The organism is Rahnella aquatilis CIP 78.65 = ATCC 33071 (assembly GCF_000241955.1).
In the GTDB taxonomy this organism is placed as follows: domain Bacteria; phylum Pseudomonadota; class Gammaproteobacteria; order Enterobacterales; family Enterobacteriaceae; genus Rahnella; species Rahnella aquatilis.
In genome coordinates this window covers 320,889-337,508 of the sequence record NC_016818.1, presented here as the reverse complement: position 1 = coordinate 337,508, position 16,620 = coordinate 320,889, and the positions used below count along the sequence as shown (strand labels likewise).

The window sequence follows — 16,620 nt, the reverse complement described above, 5'->3', positions numbered from 1 at the left end:
GATGCTTGTATCTTATGCAAGATGCTTTATAGCGTCACGACTTTAATCCCGCTGCAACGGGTAAAATAAGCTGATAGCCCTGAGGTAACTGACTGATATCACAGTTGTCTGCGCCGCCACGATCGACGGTGAGAAAATTCGTCACCGTCTCAAACGCAAACAGCGGATGGTGCCAGACATTCCGGTGATAATTCACGCCCTGCAGGCCGTTGGTGATAAAGGCTTTCAGCGTGGAGATATCCGGCGTCTCGCCCCCTGCCGCAACAATCACGATAAAGCGCTCGCCCTGCATCGGCACAAACGCCTGTGAACCGAGCGGGTGTTTTTCGAGTTGCGTCACCACAATGGGCAACGGTGCTGGCTGGGCGCGGTTGATGCTGACCAGCGGGCGATCCTGCCCGAGGATTTCCACGTTGGTCAGATCGTGGTACCGCTCAACCTTGCCGTCGTTGATATGAAAAAAATCGCGACCTGTCGTCTCAATCACATCACCGTAAGCCGCGAAGGCCGCCTGGGTCAGCGGGTAAACCGGAAGTTCCATGGCATTCATCCCTGCATTTAAAATAAAACCGGTGAGATAAGCCCGCCAGATTGGCGGATTTATCCTCAATGCAATTACTGTAGAAACTTTTTCCAACTTGCTCAATATAAATATGGAAAAAGATTCCATAAAATTGATGAAGTCCACAATTCTCATCCGGTTAAATCTATAAAATCTTTTTCATTCAATGCATTAACATTACTTCGGGTGACCTATGCTGGATGAGGAGTCGATTAAAACCTTTATGCACGTCGCACAAACAGGCAGCTTTTCCCGCGCGGCAGAGATGCTGCATAAAACGCCTGCGACCATCAGCTATCGAATTAAGATGCTGGAAGACAGTACCGGGACGTTATTGCTCAACCGCACGACCCGCACGGTGTCGCTGACGCCCGCCGGACAGCACCTGCTTGAACGATGTCGCCAGTGGCTAACCTGGCTGGAGGGTGTACCGGCCGAATTGCAGCAGATTAACGACGGCATTGAGCGCCAGCTGAATGTGGTGGTGAACAATCTGATGTACTGCCCTGAAGCTCTGGCAGCGTTATTAAGCTCTCTGACGCAGCGCTACCCGTTCACGCAGTTCACTTTCACACGGCAGATTTACATGGGGGTATGGGATACGCTGCTGTACGAAGATTTTCAGCTGGCGATTGGCGTGACCGGTACCGAATCCCTTTCTAACGCCGTGAATCTGCTGCCGCTGGGTGAAGTGGACTGGGTTTTTGTTCATGCGCCCTTTCATCCGTTGCAGCACATCACTGGCATGCTGGAAGAAGCGGTATTGCGTCAGTACATTGCCATCAATGTGGAAGACACCTCGCGCCATCTGAACAAGCGGGTGGCCTGGTTGCTGACCGGGCAACGGCAGATCATCGTGGCAGATGTGGCGACTAAACTGGCCTGTCACCTGAAGGGAATGGGTATCGGTTTTCTGCCGCGCCATCTGTGCCAGCCGTATCTCGACAGCGGCGAGCTGATCGCCCGGCAAATCCGCTATCCGCGCGCCCCTTCCCCGCTCAGTCTGGCGTGGAAAAAGGAGTACACAGGCAAGGCGCTGCATGACATTGTTTCTCTGTTCCACCAGAAAGACCCGCTGATCCAACCGTTGCTGGCGGGTTTAGAATAGTGATGCCCTCTTTGGCTTCGCGAATAAATATGGTAACAATAGGCTTAATTATGCGCAGCCTTGACGCCAGATCTTCGACCACAGAAAAGACCGCGTCTCGCCTGCCTGCATCACCTTTATGGAGAACAGCGCATTATGTCAGCCAAACATCCTGTTATTGCCGTGACCGGTTCGAGCGGTGCCGGCACCACAACCACCAGCGTGGCATTTCGTAAAATATTTCAGCAGCTTGGTTTGCGCGCGGCGGAACTGGAAGGCGACAGTTTTCATCATTTCACTCGTCCTGAAATGGATGCGGCAATACGCAAAGCGCGCGATCTCGGCCGTCATATCAGCTATTTCGGACCGGAAGCCAATGACTTTGGTTTACTGGAAAAAAGCTTTATCGAATACGGAGAAACCGGCACGGGTCGTTCACGTAAGTATCTGCATACTTATGACGAAGCCGTTCCCTACAATCAGGTGCCGGGTACCTTTACGCCGTGGCAGGCATTGCCGGAACCGACAGACATTTTGTTCTATGAAGGTCTGCATGGCGGCGTAGTGGCAGACAAAATTGACGTCGCCGCACAGGTCGATTTGCTGGTCGGCGTAGTGCCCATCGTTAACCTGGAGTGGATCCAGAAACTGGTGCGCGATACCGGCGAGCGCGGGCATTCCCGTGAAGCGGTGATGGATTCCGTCGTGCGTTCGATGGATGACTACATCAGCTATATTACGCCGCAGTTTTCCCGCACGCACATCAACTTCCAGCGCGTGCCAACTATCGACACTTCAAACCCGTTCGCAGCAAAAGCCATTCCGTCGCTGGATGAAAGCTTTGTGGTGATCCACTTCCAGGGGCTGGACGACATCGATTTCCCGTATCTGCTGGCGATGTTACAGGGGTCGTTTATCTCGCACATCAAAACGCTGGTGGTGCCGGGCGGCAAAATGGGGCTGGCGATGGAGCTGATCATGGCGCCGCTGGTGCAACGCCTGATGGAAGGCAAGAAGATCGAGTAAACTTTATTCGGCTGCAATCACTTCAAAGCTGTGGGTGATGGTGGCCGCTTTACCCAGCATCAGAGACACAGAACAGTATTTTTCGGCAGACAGGCTGACCGCACGTTCGACAATCTTATCGGTCAGGTCCTTCCCGGTGACGATAAAATGCAGATTAATGTGCGTGAACAGGCGCGGCGCTTCTTCGCGGCGTTGTGAGGTCAGCTTCACTTCACAATCACGCACGTCATTACGGCCTTTTTGTAAAATTGATACCACATCGATTGCGCTGCAACCGCCTGCGGACATCAGTAACATTTCCATCGGGCTTGGGGCTTTATCACCCGCATTGCCATCCATTGAAATCTGATGACCCGATGCAGACTCACCTAAAAATGTCAGCCCTTCAACCCATTTGACACGTGCATGCATGAACTATTCTCCCGGTGAATAAACTTATCGAAATCTGCTCTCAGAGTACCCTTTCACCTAAAATCTGGCAACGTAACCCGATCGCCATCATGCTGAAGCGAGACAACAGAAGACAGCATCTCAAACCTGTGCTACAAACAAAGCCGAAACATACTTTCCAGTAAATTGCGGTGACGGTTTTTGCGGTTTAAGAACAGAACCCACGGTGATAACAGCAATAAACAGGCTGTTGCACTCCGACATCCGCTTGCAGCATTTCTGGGGAGTTATATGCTGAAAGGGCGCTTTGGATTTTGAAGTGCCGTACAGGGAACTCTGAGCCCTGTGATTTTGGGCAGCGATAACAACAGAGGATAATAGCAAATGGTTCTCGGCAAGCCACAAACAGACCCGACTCTTGAATGGTTCCTGTCTCACTGTCATATACATAAGTATCCTTCTAAAAGTACGCTGATTCACCAGGGTGAAAAAGCCGAAACGCTTTACTACATCGTGAAAGGGTCAGTTGCTGTCCTGATTAAAGATGAAGAAGGCAAGGAAATGATACTGTCCTACCTTAACCAAGGTGACTTCATCGGCGAGCTGGGACTCTTCGAAGAAGGTCAGGAACGCAGTGCCTGGGTACGTGCTAAAACTGCCTGTGAAGTGGCTGAAATTTCTTATAAAAAATTCCGCCAGCTGATTCAGGTTAACCCGGATATTCTGATGCGCCTCTCCGCGCAGATGGCCAACCGTCTGCAAGTGACGTCAGAGAAAGTCGGCAACCTTGCCTTCCTCGACGTAACCGGTCGTATCGCTCAAACCTTGCTTAATCTGGCTAAACAGCCTGATGCAATGACCCATCCGGACGGGATGCAAATCAAGATTACCCGTCAGGAAATTGGCCAAATCGTCGGTTGTTCACGTGAAACAGTCGGACGAATCCTCAAAATGCTGGAAGATCAGAGTCTGATCTCCGCACACGGTAAAACGATTGTCGTTTACGGCACACGTTAATCCCTCAAAAATTGGCGCGGCAGAACACTGTCGCGCCTTTTTTATGGGCTAAGCTTTACCCATGACGCTATGGCGAAGACTGTTTTACCATCCTGAAGTGAACTACGCGCTGCGCCAGACGCTGGTGTTGTGCCTGCCTGTCAGCATTTGCTGGTTGTTCGGCAATCTGCAAATGGGGCTGCTGTTTTCTCTCTGTCCGGCCTGTTGCAACATCGCCGGTCTGGATACTCCGCACAAACGCTTTTTCAAACGCCTGCTCGTCGGCGGTTCACTCTTTGCCGTGAGCAGTATTCTGCTGCAACTGATGCTGGAAAACTGGCACGTTCCGCTGCCGCTCATTATGCTGTCGCTGGCGTTACTGCTCGGTGTCACCGGTGAAATCAGCCCGCTGCATGCGCGTCTGTTACCCGGCGCGCTGGTGGCAACTATCTTCACGCTGAGCATGGTGGGCGTGCGCCCGATGTGGCAGGCCCCGGTGCTGTTCGCTGCCGGCACCGCCTGGTACGGATTGTTTAACTGGGCGTGGTTTCGTATTTCGAAAGAACAACCGATGCGCGAAACGCTCAGCCAGCTCTATCTGCAACTCGCGGATTATTTCGAAGCCAAGTACAGCCTGCTGACGCAACATACCGATCCCGAAACCGCTTTGCCGCCGTTGCTGACCCGCCAGCAGCAGGTTATCGACCTGATTGCCCTGCTTTATCAGCAACTGCACATGTTGCCCCAGCACGGACATCATCATCACCATAAGCGGCTGTTTCAGCGTTTTCAGGTCGCACTCGATTTGCAGGAGCACATTACCGTCAGCCTCCATCAGCCGGAGGAAGTACAGAAACTGGTCGAGGAAAGCCATGCCGAAGCGGTTATCCGTCGCAATGCGCAGGTGATTTCCGCCCGTCTGCGGGTGATTGCCGACGATATCCTTTATCATCGCTTATCCGAGCGCTTTACGATGGCCAATGAGCTGACCGCGCTGGAGAAAATCGCCGCGCGTAACCCGGACAATCCGGTCGGCCAGTTTTGTTATTACCATTTCAGCCGTATCGCGCGTCTGCTGCGCACCCAGCGCCCGTTGTACCGGCGCGATCTGATGAACACTCAGCCGCGTCTGCCCTTCTGGCCTGCGCTGAAAAGTTATCTCTCATTCAAATCCGTGGCCCTGCGCAATGCCGCGCGTCTGGGCATTATTCTGGCGATTGGCAGCAGTCTGGGGCTGTTTTTCAATCTGCCCAAACCGTACTGGATTTTGCTGACTATTATGCTGGTCAGCCAGAACGGCTATAACGCCACGCGCGTGCGGATCCAGCACCGTGCGCTGGGCACATTGGCCGGATTACTGATTGCCTCAGGGTTGTTAAAACTGGAGTTGCCGGAAGGCACCACGTTGCTGTACATGCTGCTGATCACGCTGTTGTCCTATACGGTTTTACGCAAAAACTACGGGCTGGCGATGGTCGGCATGACGGTGACGGCAGTGTATACCCTGCAGTTGCTGGCGATGAATGGCGTGCATTTTCTGGTACCGCGGCTGGTGGATACGCTGATCGGCTGCGCACTGGCATTCGGTGGCACTATCTGGCTGTGGCCACAATGGCAAAGCGGTTTGCTGCGCCAGAATGCGCACCAGGCGCTGGAAACCTATCAGAACGCTATCCGCCTGCTGCTTGAGGAAAATCCCGACACCGCCAGGCTGGCGTACACCCGTATGCAGGTCAATCAGGCACACAATAAGCTGTTTACCTCGCTCAACCAGGCGATGCAGGAACCGGGGTTTAACTCGCATTATCTGGCGGACATGCGTTTATGGGTGACGCACAGCCAGTTTGTGGTCGAGCATATCAACGCGATGACGATCCTTGCCCGCGAGCATTACATGCTGCCGGAAAAACTGGCGACGGAATATTTACAGACCTGCGAAATCGCGCTGCAAAGCTGTCAGCAACGGCTGCTCTACGACGGGCCGGGCAGCGAGAACAATCTGTTTAATGCACCGGAACTTCACCCCGATATGCCGCTGACCGAAATGGAACGCCATCTGCGGCGCGTGATTTCGCATCTCAGCGTGATGCATACCATTTCGTCACTGGCGTGGAAGCAGAGGCCACATCATGGTATCTGGCTGACGCGGCGGGCGTGAACGTGAAGGGGATTGCCCTTTAAATCTCCGAATTAAAAATTGGCCGGAGCTATTTCGGTTTCTCAAGTGCGGATGCCGCGCACTGACGGCTTAAAACGGATTGAGAAAGTTTCGGTTTCTCAAGTACGGGGATCACTTAACGCGCAGCGCCGAAACCGCCCAAAATGGGAAAGTGCTTTTCCCCTTTTGGATTTCCCCTCGCTTTTTCAACACGCGCTCCGCTCGCTGGCTATGTTTCAGCAACCGCAGCGACAGGCTGGAAATCTTGCCGCGTTGCGGTTCCCTCTCTCGGTCCTGAAGCCCTGGGTCTTCAGGCCGCTCCGTTCGGCAAGATTTCTGAATCGCCCGCAGGATCTCAAATTCAACGGCAGATTGTCTTTTATCTTTTAAATAAGTTGATTGGCGTGCTCAAAATTCAGCTGAACGGAGCGGCTTCGAGACCATCGGCTCGAAGACCGAGAGAAGGCAGTGCGAAGCACCTGGATTTGCGCCACACACTGATGCGTCAGAACATGTCCGTCGTGCCTGCGACAGCGCGCAGTGAAAAAGCGAGGGGAGTGCAGAGGGGAAAAGCCTTTCCCCTCTGCTCGGTTTCGGCGCAAAGGCCTTGTGATAACCGTTATTGAGAAACCGAAATATTCTCGGTTTAAACCAGTGGGGCCGTGGGGATCACCCCCCACAAACTTTCCCCACGGCTTTCTCAAACCGCGCCATCCCTTCTTCAATATCCGCGAAGTCGATGACAAGTGATGGCGCGAACCGCATCACATTCGGTCCGGCGACCAGCATCATCAGGCCGAATTCGGCGGCGGCGGCATGGAATTCTCCGGCGCGGTTTTTATACGCATCGGCAAGCTCGGCCCCGATCAGCAGCCCCTGGCCACGGAACTCGCTGAAGATATGATATTTCTGATTGATGGCTTCCAGCGCACTGATGAATTTCTCGCGGCGCTCGTTGATGCCAGCCAGTACATCAGGCGTATTGATGATATCCAGCGCAGCTTCGGCGACCGCACAGGCCAGCGGGTTACCGCCGTAGGTGGTGCCGTGTTTGCCCGGTTCCATCACGGAGGCCACTTCTTCGGTTGCCAGCATCGCGCTGACCGGGAAACCACCGCCGAGCGCTTTGGCCGTGGTCAGGATGTCCGGCGTCACACCGTAATGCATGTAGCTGAACAACTTGCCGCTGCGTCCCATGCCGCTTTGTACTTCATCCAGCACCAGCAGCGCCTGATGTTTGTTACAGAGCTCACGCAGACCTTGCAGGAATTCTTTGGTGGCCGGTGTCACCCCGCCTTCGCCCTGAACGGGTTCTACAACAATGGCACAGGTATGGTCGTCGATCACCGCTTTTACAGCATCCAGATCGTTGAACGGCACATGCACAATGTCAGCGGGTTTCGGGCCGAAGCCGTCGGAGTATTTCGGCTGGCCACCCACGGACACCGTGAACAACGTGCGGCCATGGAAAGCGTTATGGAAAGCGATGATCTTACTTTTGTACGGGCTGTGACGATGCGAAGCGTAATAGCGCGCCAGTTTAAAGGCCGCTTCGTTGGCTTCAGCTCCGGAGTTGGCGAAGAATACGCGGTCAGCAAAGGTGGCGTCGATCAGCTTCTGCGCCAGACGAAGGGCGGGCTCATTGGTAAATACATTACTGACATGCCACAGGGTTTCGCCCTGCTCGTGCAACGCTTTCACCAGTGCCGGATGGCAATGTCCGAGCGCCGTGACAGCGATACCCCCGGCGAAATCAACATATTCGTTCCCTTGCTGATCCCACACGCGACTGCCTTTACCTTTCACGGGAATGAATTTCGCAGGCGAATAAACCGGCAAAATAACTTTGTCGAATGTGCCCCGATCTACCGCTGATTTTTCTGCCATTACCCTACTCCCTCACTGCCATTGATGTGAAATTATAATCACAAAATATGCATAAAAAATCACAAACAGGCAAACGGAAATCGCACCTGACGGGTAAGTAATTTTTTCAGAAATAGTAACTAATTAGATTTTAAGGAAATTATCCAGAAGCTGATGCCCCTGCTCACTCAGAATACTTTCGGGATGAAACTGAACGCCATGCAGCGGCAAGGTTTTGTGCATGATGCCCATAATGTCGTCACGACCGCCATCGCGTTCTGTCCAGGCCGTGACCTCAAAACAGTCGGGCAGCGTCTGTGGCGCGACCACCAGCGAATGATAGCGCGTCACGGTCAGCGGATTATTCAGTCCGGTAAAGACACTCCTGCCGGTATGGCGGACGGGTGAAGTTTTGCCGTGAATGGCCTGCCGCGCACGGACGATATTCGCGCCGAACGCCTGCGCCATGGCCTGATGCCCGAGGCACACGCCGAGGATCGGTAAACGGTCAGAGAAATAGGTTATCGCTTGCAGGGAAATGCCCGCCTCATCAGGCGTACACGGACCGGGAGAAATCACTAAATGCGAGGGGGAAAGCTGTTCAATGCCGGTGAGCGTCAGCTGATCGTTACGCATCACTTTCACCTCTGCACCCAGCTCGCAAAAATATTGATAGAGGTTGTAGGTAAAGGAATCGTAGTTGTCGATCAGCAGCAGCATAGTGTACCCGGTAAAAGTCGGAAAATTTACCGGGTAATTCTACGCACTTTTGAGCCCAGGCTCAGTATTTTGTCGATCAATGTTCTTGCGGGATTTCACTGACAACAGTATTAAAAATGGCCACCAGCTCGGTTTCATCACCAAATACTGCGGTTTTATTGGCCGCCAGCCAGCGCTCACGATCCACTTTGGACCAGTCAATGTCGTAGCCCGCATGAATGACCAGTTGCTCGATAAATATCCGCAGCGCACGTCCGTTACCGTGGCGGAACGGGTGCAGCAGATTCAGGCCGGTATAATAATGAGCCAGACGCTCAGCGAGATTATCCAGCGGTAACCCGACCAGAAACTCTTCTTCTTCCAGTTCCTGCATCAGCGCATTGCCCTCTTTTTCGATGTATTCGAAATGGCAAAACTGAGTGTCATCCTTGTAGATATCAATTTCACGGAACTCACCTGCCCAGGGATAAATATCCTGGAACAAAGACAGATGCACCGCACACAGATGCGGCAGCCCCATCACCGACGGCCCAAGCGGCATCACTGATGCGCGCAGGGCAGTAAATGCCAGTTCGGCCTGCAACAGACGATGTTCTTCACGTATTTCCAGCCGGTTTTTCAGCACATTAATGCCGGGATAATAATAAGGGTCGGCACCGGCCACGAGTTTATCGTTCATAGTGCCTCCTCAGTTCGGTGAGACGTTGTGAAATTTGTTCGTTGTCTAACGTGATAATCTCAACCTGCAAACCATCCAGCGCGCTGCTGGCCTGAAAGTTCTGCCGCTGACGTTCGCGAAACAGTTTTTCCTGCTGCCTGAGTGTCAGTTTCTTCGCCATCTTTTCCTCCCTGTGTACAGCCATTCGGGCATATACCTTGTGGAGTTAAGTATAGACAGAGAAAAAAGGGCGCCAGTCTCAGCGCCCTAAACTCGGATTATTCAACAGCGATAGGCGTCTCGTTTACGTCTGTTTTATGATCTGCCTGAAGCGTTTTCACCCGGTCCTCAAGCTGTTTCACCGCCTGCGCATCTGGCAGAAGTGAATACTTCAGCTCAAACACTGTGCTCTGACCGGGTTGCAGTTGTTTCACGCGGCCTTGTTTACGTTCGATAGTGACCGGATACGCATAGTTGGTGCCCGGTTCGATACCCGTAACGTAACCCTGCTTCAGCGTATCGGTGTTTTTCCACAGCGTCAGCAGCGGTAACTGATGGGTATCGAATTCAATCGATGCCCCTTTATTCCCGGCTTTGTTCACGACGCCGGCAATGGTTTTACCCTGCGCATCCGCCAGCGGCACCATGTTAAAGACCATCTCATCGAAGCCTTTGGTTGGCCCGGCGTAAGTCTGCCAGTCTGCTAAACCTTTTTTGGCGTAATCATTGAACGGAGAAATTGATTTCAGCGGCGCAATGAAACGGGCACCCTGCTCAAGGATAGGCTGACCGAAATTACTGTGATAAATAATCTGGTAGTCATGCGGATAATCCGACTGGTTAGTCAGGGTGTCGTGGATGGTCCACGAATGACTGCCCGGTACATAACGGAGCTCAGTCCAGGTTTCCAGCTTGGCTTTCTTAAAGGTGTCTTCTTTCAGCAAGCCGCGCACAGTGATTTCATGAGGGGCTTTATCGGCAATATCAACCACCACTTTCGAGGCAGGTGTATTACCCGCACGACCGTGCAGTGTGTAAATCATGCCATCGGCAGTGACAGGGTGTCCGGTCCATTCAAAACCGCAGCGCACCATCATTTCGTTGAAACCTTCCAGCCAGCCCACGCCGTTACGGCTTTCAAGATTGATATACGCAGGATTGACCACTTCCTGAACCGGGGAATCCCAGCCTAAACGGATGTTATCGCCGGTCACGTGCAGTAAATCCATTCCGCGCGTCGGGCTGAGGGCAATTGTCAGCCCCTTGCTGGTAATGGTGATGACTTTTGACCCTTCCTGTTTACCACCGTGCAGCACTTTTTGTTCGATGCTGAAATCTGTTCCCGCGATATTCAGCTTTTTGTTGTCAGTTTTCCAGTTTCCCAGTTCTGTACCGGCTTCAGCATCCGTCAGCACAATAGTTTGTGCAGTGGCCTGCCACGAAAAAAGCCCCAGAACGATCCCGGTAACGAGTAATTTTTTCACAATAACCCCTTTTTGCTGAATTGATTTAGCCCAAAAGCAATTCAGCCTACAAACTCCGGCAGGCGAAAAATGTGACAGCCTTCAAGTTGAGCGTTTTTGAGGCTAAATGGCAGGCGGTAACGTGTCAGACTTCGCAGAAATTCTTATCGTGTGAGATACATTGCACTTGAAAATGAGATCTCAGGCAGGGACAGACACACATAAGCTGACGCGTTTCAGCTTATGTGTGTTAGCAGAAAAAGTTACTTTTTACAGCTCAGTTATGAATACTAAACCTCTGAAAATTCCATTTTCCCTACGCATCTAATTGTTTATCAAACAACGCAGGCATAACGTGTTCGCTCTCTTTTAAAAAGGAATGTATGAAAATGACGAGCAATCAGACGGGTTTCACTCATTTCATTTTCCATGAAAGCGGGACGCTGAGGCGTTCTTTAAAACTATAAGTCTCATGAAGGGAGCGCCAAAAAATGAGCAATAAAAAGCCCCCGGAACCGGAGGCTTATAGAAATAGTATTCGGGTAGAAAGGCTGAAAAATTAAGGCAGCACTTTCGCAGACAGGATCACAATCGGCGTCGTCGGCACATTCTGGTATGGCCCGACGTTATCAGTTTTGACCTGAGACATTTTGTCTACCACATCCATCCCTTTGATGACTTTGCCGAATACGGCATAGCCGAAATCACGCTGGCCGTGATCAAGGAAGGCGTTATCTGCCACGTTGATAAAGAACTGGCTGGTCGCGCTGTCTTTATCGGCAGTACGCGCCATGGCGACAGTGCCGCGCAGGTTACGCAGGCCGTTGTCCGCTTCGTTCTTGATCGGCTCTTTGGTCGCTTTTTGCTGCATGTCAGTGGTGAAACCGCCACCCTGCACCATGAAGCCCGGGATCACACGGTGAAAAATGGTGTTGTTGTAATAGCCGCTCTGGGCGTAATCAACGAAATTCTTTACAGAAACCGGTGCCTTCGCACTGTCGAGTTCCAGTTCGATATTCCCTGCTGAAGTGGTCAGCATGACGTGGGTTTGGGCGGCCGCCAGAACAGGCGCCATTGCAGTCAGGGATAGCAGCGCAGTGAGAGCCACTAAAGTACGTTTAAACATGACGGTTCCTTTCTCCAGAATACAAACAACAGATCCCACTGATTCTAAAGAGCCTTTACGCTCAGCGCCAGACCTTTACCTTTATTTACGCTTGGGAATAAATACTCTAATTATTTCAGAATATTACATCCTATTTTTCACTGTCTTAGCTGTTGAAATCTACAAGGTGATCTTTATCAAGATGGATGATCGTTTTTGCCAGCTGTGTTTGCGCAATCAATACGCCCTCACGCAGGGAATATTGCACCGGCGTCTGGCGACGTACGGCATCAAAGCCACTTTGTGCGGGCAGGATAATCAGGCTGGCAGCATGACCACTTTCCAGACCGTAACCTTGCAAATTCATAGTACGGGCGCTGTAAGTGGTGATGAGCTTCAGCCCGTCATCAATTTGCTGATACCCCATCAGCTGACAAACATGCAGCCCCATGTGCAGTACCTGCAACATATTGGCGGTGCCGAGCGGATACCACGGGTCAAACACATCATCATGGCCGAAACAGACGTTAATCCCGGCTTCCAGCATTTCTTTCACACGCGTAATACCACGGCGTTTCGGATAGGTATCAAACCGCCCCTGCAGGTGGATATTCACCAGCGGATTGGCGACAAAGTTGATGCCAGACATTTTCAGCAGGCGGAATAAACGCGACGTATACGCACCGTTATAGGAATGCATCGCCGTGGTATGGCTGGCGGTGACGCGCGCGCCCATGTTTTCACGCAAGGCCAGCGCGGCCACGGTTTCGACAAAACGCGACTGCTCATCGTCAATTTCGTCGCAATGCACGTCGATAAGCGCATTGTATTTTTTCGCCAGTCCGAAGGTTTTGTGCAGCGATTCCACACCGTATTCGCGGGTGAATTCGAAATGCGGAATAGCGCCTACCACATCCGCGCCCAGCCTCAGCGCTTCTTCCAGCAAGGCCTCACCGTTCGGGTACGACATGATACCTTCCTGCGGAAACGCCACAATTTGCAGCGTGATCCACGGCGCGACTTCGGCTTTCACTTCCAGCATGGCTTTGAGCGCCGTCAGCGTCGGATCCGACACATCCACATGGGTGCGCACATGCTGAATGCCATTGGCAATCTGCCACTTCAGCGTCTGCCAGGCGCGCTGTTTGACGTCTTCATGCGACAACAGCGCCTTGCGTTCAGCCCAGCGTTCAATGCCTTCGAATAACGTACCGGACTGATTCCACGCGGGCTGACCGGCAGTCTGGGTGGTATCGAGATGGATATGCGGTTCGATAAAAGGGGGGATTGCCAGCCCGCCTTCAGCATCAAGGATATGTTTGCCGTAATCGGCATTGTCCAGCTGAGGGACAATCTGGCGGATCACGCCGTCTTCGATGTCTATCTGCCATAATCCTTCACGGTCAGGCAACCGTACATTTTTAACGGTACGCAAAAGAGTTTTCGTCACGCGTTACCTCATCATTTTTTGTAAGACTGCATCGCTGGCGATTAGAAAGCCAATAGTAGAACAATAGCCTGAAAGTGTTTATAAATCGAAAGGTTACACAAAAACCCAATAAAATCAGTTAAATACCACCTAAGGAGTATATTGGAACTGGCTTGATTTGCATCAATACCCCCTGTTACGCGCGGGTTATGTTTAGCCTTAGAAAATCAATATTGAGGCAATTATGAGCAAAGTCAGACTCGCGATTATTGGCAACGGCATGGTCGGCCATCGCTTTATCGAAGATTTACTGGATAAGGCAGAACCGGGTCAGTTCGATATCACGGTATTTTGTGAAGAGCCGCGCGTGGCCTATGACCGCGTCCATCTTTCCTCTTATTTTTCACACCATACCGCCGAAGAACTGTCCCTGGTTCGCGAAGGATTCTACGAAAAACATCACGTCAATGTGCTGACTGGCGAACGGGCGATCACGCTCAACCGCAAGGAAAAGGTCATTCATTCCAGCAGCGGCCGCACGGTGTATTACGACAAACTGATTATCGCCACCGGCTCCTATCCGTGGGTACCGCCGATCACCGGTTCTGACGGTCAGGATTGCTTTGTTTACCGCACCATTGAAGATTTACATGCCATCGAATCCTGCGCCCGTCGCAGCAAACGCGGTGCCGTGGTCGGCGGCGGTTTACTCGGCCTTGAAGCGGCCGGTGCGCTGAAAAACCTTGGCGTGGAAACGCACGTTGTCGAATTCGCACCCGGCCTGATGGCGGAACAGCTCGACACGCAGGGTGGCAGCCAGCTACGCCAGAAAATCGAAAGCATGGGTGTTCGCGTTCATACTGCCAAAAATACTAAACAGATCATTCAGGGCGGCACGTCTGCCCGTAAAACGATGGAGTTCGCCGACGGCACCTTCCTCGAGGTCGATTTCATCGTGTTCTCCACCGGTATCCGCCCGCAGGACAAACTGGCGCGCCAGTGCGATCTGGAGATCGCCCCACGCGGCGGTATCGTGATTAACGACCAGTGCCAGACCAGCGATCCGGATGTGTATGCCATCGGCGAATGCGCCTCGTGGAACCAGCGGACTTTTGGCCTGGTCGCGCCGGGTTACAAAATGGCGCAGGTCACCGCCGACCATTTACTGGGGCGCGATAACGCCTTTACGGGCGCCGATATGAGCGCCAAACTGAAACTGTTAGGCGTCGATGTGGCCGGTATCGGCGACGCACATGCCCGTACGCCGGGCGCACGCAGCTATGTGTATCTGGATGAGACCAAAGCGCTGTATAAACGCCTGGTGGTCAGCGAAGACAACAAAACGCTGCTCGGCGCGGTGCTGGTCGGCGACACCAGCGATTACGGCAATCTGCTGCAACTGGTGCTGAACAGCATTCCACTGCCGGAAAATCCGGATGCGCTGATCCTGCCAGCCCACTCAGGCAGCGGCACAGCGGTGATTGGCACCGATGCCCTGCCGGAAAGCGCGCAAATCTGTTCGTGTTTTGACGTCACCAAAGGCGACATTATCAAAGCCGTTCAGGGGGGCTGTCATACCGTGGCGGCGCTGAAATCGGCGACCAAAGCCGGGACTGGCTGCGGCGGCTGTATTCCGCTGGTCACACAGGTACTGAATGCCGAACTCAGCAAACAAGGCATCGAAGTAAACCATCATCTGTGCGAACACTTCGCATATTCGCGTCAGGAGCTTTATCACCTGATCCGCGTGGAAGGGATCCGCTCTTTCGACGATCTGCTGAATAAATACGGCAAAGGCTACGGTTGTGAAGTCTGTAAACCGACCGTCGGCTCGCTGCTGGCCTCCTGCTGGAACGATTACGTGCTGAAACCGCAGCACACGCCGTTGCAGGACACCAACGATGTGTTCCTCGCCAACATGCAAAAAGACGGCACCTATTCCGTTATACCGCGTTCGCCGGGCGGTGAAATCACACCGCAAGGCTTGCAGGCCATTGGTGAGATCGCGGCTGAATACAATCTTTACACCAAGATTACCGGTTCACAGCGCATCGGCATGTTCGGCGCGCAAAAAGACGATTTACCGGCCATCTGGCAGAAACTGATTAACGCCGGATTCGAAACCGGTCAGGCGTATGCCAAAGCACTGCGCATGGCGAAAACCTGCGTCGGCAGCACCTGGTGCCGTTACGGCGTGGGCGACAGCCTCGGTTTCGGCATCAGCCTGGAAAACCGTTACAAAGGCATCCGTACGCCGCACAAAATGAAGTTCGGTGTGTCCGGCTGTACCCGTGAATGCTCCGAAGCACAGGGCAAAGACGTCGGGATTATCGCGACGGAAAACGGCTGGAACCTGTATGTCTGCGGCAACGGCGGCATGAAACCACGGCACGGTGATTTACTGGCTGCCGATCTGGATAACGACACCCTGCTGCGTTATCTCGACCGGTTCATGATGTTCTACATCCGCACCGCCGATAAACTGCAACGTACCTCGGTCTGGATGGACAACCTCGAAGGTGGCATCGGTTACCTGCGCAACGTTATCATCGATAACAAACTGGGCCTTAACGATCAGCTCGAAGCCGAACTGACGCGTCTGCGTGAATCTGCGGTTTGTGAATGGCAGGAAACGCTGAACGATCCGGCGGCGCAAACCCGCTTCAGCCACTTTATCAACAGCAGCCAGCGTGATCCGAACGTGCAGTTTGTCGGCGAACGTCAGCAGCATCGTCCGGCGCGTCCTGACGAACGTATTCCGGTGACGCTGGTCACTGACGGGGAGGAAGTATGATGAGCCAGTGGTTAACGCTTTGTTCTGTCGATCAGATCCTGCCTGCCTGCGGCGTGTGCGCACTGGCAGGCGATCAGCAAATCGCGCTGTTCCGTCCTTACGCCGATGAGCAGATTTTTGCCCTGTCGAACATCGACCCTTTCGCGCAGGCCAGCGTGCTGTCACGCGGGATTATCGCTGAACATCAGGGCGAACTTTGGGTAGCCAGTCCGCTGAAAAAACAGCATTTTCGTCTGACAGACGGTGTCTGCATGGAAGACGAACAGTATTCGGTTCCGGCTTACGAGGTCCGAGTGCAGGACGGAAACGTGCAAATCAATACCGCCAGTCTTCGGGCTGAAATCAGCTAAACTCCACGCCTCCACG

General features: G+C 52.9%; 15 protein-coding genes. 6 read left to right on the top strand and 9 right to left on the bottom strand.

The genetic code is table 11. From position 1 onward, the window contains the following. Positions 1–34: 34 nt before the first annotated feature. A complete protein-coding gene (locus RAHAQ2_RS01485; protein WP_037033635.1) occupies positions 35–541 on the bottom strand; it encodes an ureidoglycolate lyase in 507 nt (168 codons plus the stop codon). Between the two features lie 214 nt (positions 542–755). On the opposite strand from RAHAQ2_RS01485, the gene allS reads away from it, so the two are divergent. Both allS and RAHAQ2_RS01475 read left to right on the top strand, forming a co-directional pair. Beyond that, positions 756–1,670, top strand: a complete 915-nt coding sequence (gene allS, locus RAHAQ2_RS01480) for an HTH-type transcriptional activator AllS (protein ID WP_014333559.1) — start codon at positions 756–758, stop codon at positions 1,668–1,670. Positions 1,671–1,805: 135 nt separating this feature from the next. Beyond that, positions 1,806–2,675: a phosphoribulokinase gene (locus RAHAQ2_RS01475; protein WP_014333558.1), complete on the top strand. Its 870-nt coding sequence runs from the start codon at positions 1,806–1,808 to the stop codon at positions 2,673–2,675. 3 nt (positions 2,676–2,678) lie between these two features. Here RAHAQ2_RS01475 and RAHAQ2_RS01470 read toward each other — a convergent pair whose 3' ends face one another. After that, positions 2,679–3,086 carry an OsmC family protein gene (locus RAHAQ2_RS01470; RefSeq protein ID WP_013573635.1) on the bottom strand — a complete coding sequence of 136 codons (408 nt, stop codon included), beginning with the start codon at positions 3,084–3,086 and terminating at the stop codon, positions 2,679–2,681. Positions 3,087–3,449: 363 nt separating this feature from the next. Here RAHAQ2_RS01470 and crp point away from each other — a divergent pair, with 363 nt between their 5' ends. After that, positions 3,450–4,082, top strand: a complete 633-nt coding sequence (gene crp, locus RAHAQ2_RS01465) for a cAMP-activated global transcriptional regulator CRP (protein WP_013573634.1) — start codon at positions 3,450–3,452, stop codon at positions 4,080–4,082. A gap of 61 nt (positions 4,083–4,143) precedes the next feature. Continuing rightward, positions 4,144–6,219, top strand: coding sequence for a YccS/YhfK family putative transporter (locus tag RAHAQ2_RS01460; protein ID WP_014333557.1), 2,076 nt, complete (start codon positions 4,144–4,146; stop codon positions 6,217–6,219). Positions 6,220–6,888: 669 nt separating this feature from the next. Here RAHAQ2_RS01460 and argD read toward each other — a convergent pair. The 7 genes from argD to RAHAQ2_RS01425 form a co-directional block, all read right to left on the bottom strand. After that, positions 6,889–8,106 carry a bifunctional acetylornithine/succinyldiaminopimelate transaminase gene (gene argD, locus RAHAQ2_RS01450; protein ID WP_014333556.1) on the bottom strand — a complete coding sequence of 406 codons (1,218 nt, stop codon included), beginning with the start codon at positions 8,104–8,106 and terminating at the stop codon, positions 6,889–6,891. Positions 8,107–8,229: 123 nt separating this feature from the next. Then, on the bottom strand, positions 8,230–8,805 hold the full coding sequence (locus RAHAQ2_RS01445) for an aminodeoxychorismate synthase component II (protein ID WP_014333555.1): 576 nt from the start codon (positions 8,803–8,805) through the stop codon (positions 8,230–8,232). 76 nt (positions 8,806–8,881) lie between these two features. Beyond that, positions 8,882–9,484, bottom strand: coding sequence for a putative adenosine monophosphate-protein transferase Fic (locus RAHAQ2_RS01440; protein WP_014333554.1), 603 nt, complete (start codon positions 9,482–9,484; stop codon positions 8,882–8,884). Then, a complete protein-coding gene (locus RAHAQ2_RS24740) occupies positions 9,474–9,644 on the bottom strand; it encodes a YhfG family protein (protein WP_014333553.1) in 171 nt (56 codons plus the stop codon). Before RAHAQ2_RS24740 ends, RAHAQ2_RS01440 begins: the two co-directional genes overlap by 11 nt. A gap of 97 nt (positions 9,645–9,741) precedes the next feature. Further along, complete coding sequence (locus tag RAHAQ2_RS01435) at positions 9,742–10,947, bottom strand: aldose 1-epimerase family protein (protein ID WP_014333552.1); 1,206 nt, start codon at positions 10,945–10,947, stop codon at positions 9,742–9,744. A gap of 538 nt (positions 10,948–11,485) precedes the next feature. Continuing rightward, positions 11,486–12,052, bottom strand: a complete 567-nt coding sequence (gene ppiA / locus RAHAQ2_RS01430; RefSeq protein WP_014333551.1) for a peptidylprolyl isomerase A — start codon at positions 12,050–12,052, stop codon at positions 11,486–11,488. Positions 12,053–12,197: 145 nt separating this feature from the next. After that, positions 12,198–13,481, bottom strand: a complete 1,284-nt coding sequence (locus RAHAQ2_RS01425) for a cytosine deaminase (protein ID WP_014333550.1) — start codon at positions 13,479–13,481, stop codon at positions 12,198–12,200. 223 nt (positions 13,482–13,704) lie between these two features. Here RAHAQ2_RS01425 and nirB point away from each other — a divergent pair, with 223 nt between their 5' ends. Together nirB and nirD are read left to right on the top strand one after the other, a co-directional pair. Further along, positions 13,705–16,254, top strand: a complete 2,550-nt coding sequence (gene nirB, locus RAHAQ2_RS01420; RefSeq protein ID WP_014333549.1) for a nitrite reductase large subunit NirB — start codon at positions 13,705–13,707, stop codon at positions 16,252–16,254. Next, the gene (nirD, locus tag RAHAQ2_RS01415) at positions 16,254–16,604 is read left to right on the top strand and encodes a nitrite reductase small subunit NirD (protein ID WP_037040691.1); all 351 of its coding nucleotides are present in this window, start codon (positions 16,254–16,256) and stop codon (positions 16,602–16,604) included. The genes nirB and nirD overlap by 1 nt, the downstream gene beginning before the upstream one ends. Positions 16,605–16,620 lie beyond the last annotated feature (16 nt).

Bases quoted from the DNA above. Each gene is read 5' to 3' on its own strand.
- RAHAQ2_RS01485 (WP_037033635.1), bottom strand. From the start codon at position 541: ATGGAACTTCCGGTTTACCCGCTGACCCAGGCGGCCTTCGCGGCTTAC.
- allS (WP_014333559.1), top strand. From the start codon at position 756: ATGCTGGATGAGGAGTCGATTAAAACCTTTATGCACGTCGCACAAACA.
- RAHAQ2_RS01475 (WP_014333558.1), top strand. From the start codon at position 1,806: ATGTCAGCCAAACATCCTGTTATTGCCGTGACCGGTTCGAGCGGTGCC.
- RAHAQ2_RS01470 (WP_013573635.1), bottom strand. From the start codon at position 3,086: ATGCATGCACGTGTCAAATGGGTTGAAGGGCTGACATTTTTAGGTGAG.
- crp (WP_013573634.1), top strand. From the start codon at position 3,450: ATGGTTCTCGGCAAGCCACAAACAGACCCGACTCTTGAATGGTTCCTG.
- RAHAQ2_RS01460 (WP_014333557.1), top strand. From the start codon at position 4,144: ATGACGCTATGGCGAAGACTGTTTTACCATCCTGAAGTGAACTACGCG.
- argD (WP_014333556.1), bottom strand. From the start codon at position 8,106: ATGGCAGAAAAATCAGCGGTAGATCGGGGCACATTCGACAAAGTTATT.
- RAHAQ2_RS01445 (WP_014333555.1), bottom strand. From the start codon at position 8,805: ATGCTGCTGCTGATCGACAACTACGATTCCTTTACCTACAACCTCTAT.
- RAHAQ2_RS01440 (WP_014333554.1), bottom strand. From the start codon at position 9,484: ATGAACGATAAACTCGTGGCCGGTGCCGACCCTTATTATTATCCCGGC.
- RAHAQ2_RS24740 (WP_014333553.1), bottom strand. From the start codon at position 9,644: ATGGCGAAGAAACTGACACTCAGGCAGCAGGAAAAACTGTTTCGCGAA.
- ppiA (WP_014333551.1), bottom strand. From the start codon at position 12,052: ATGTTTAAACGTACTTTAGTGGCTCTCACTGCGCTGCTATCCCTGACT.
- nirB (WP_014333549.1), top strand. From the start codon at position 13,705: ATGAGCAAAGTCAGACTCGCGATTATTGGCAACGGCATGGTCGGCCAT.
- nirD (WP_037040691.1), top strand. From the start codon at position 16,254: ATGAGCCAGTGGTTAACGCTTTGTTCTGTCGATCAGATCCTGCCTGCC.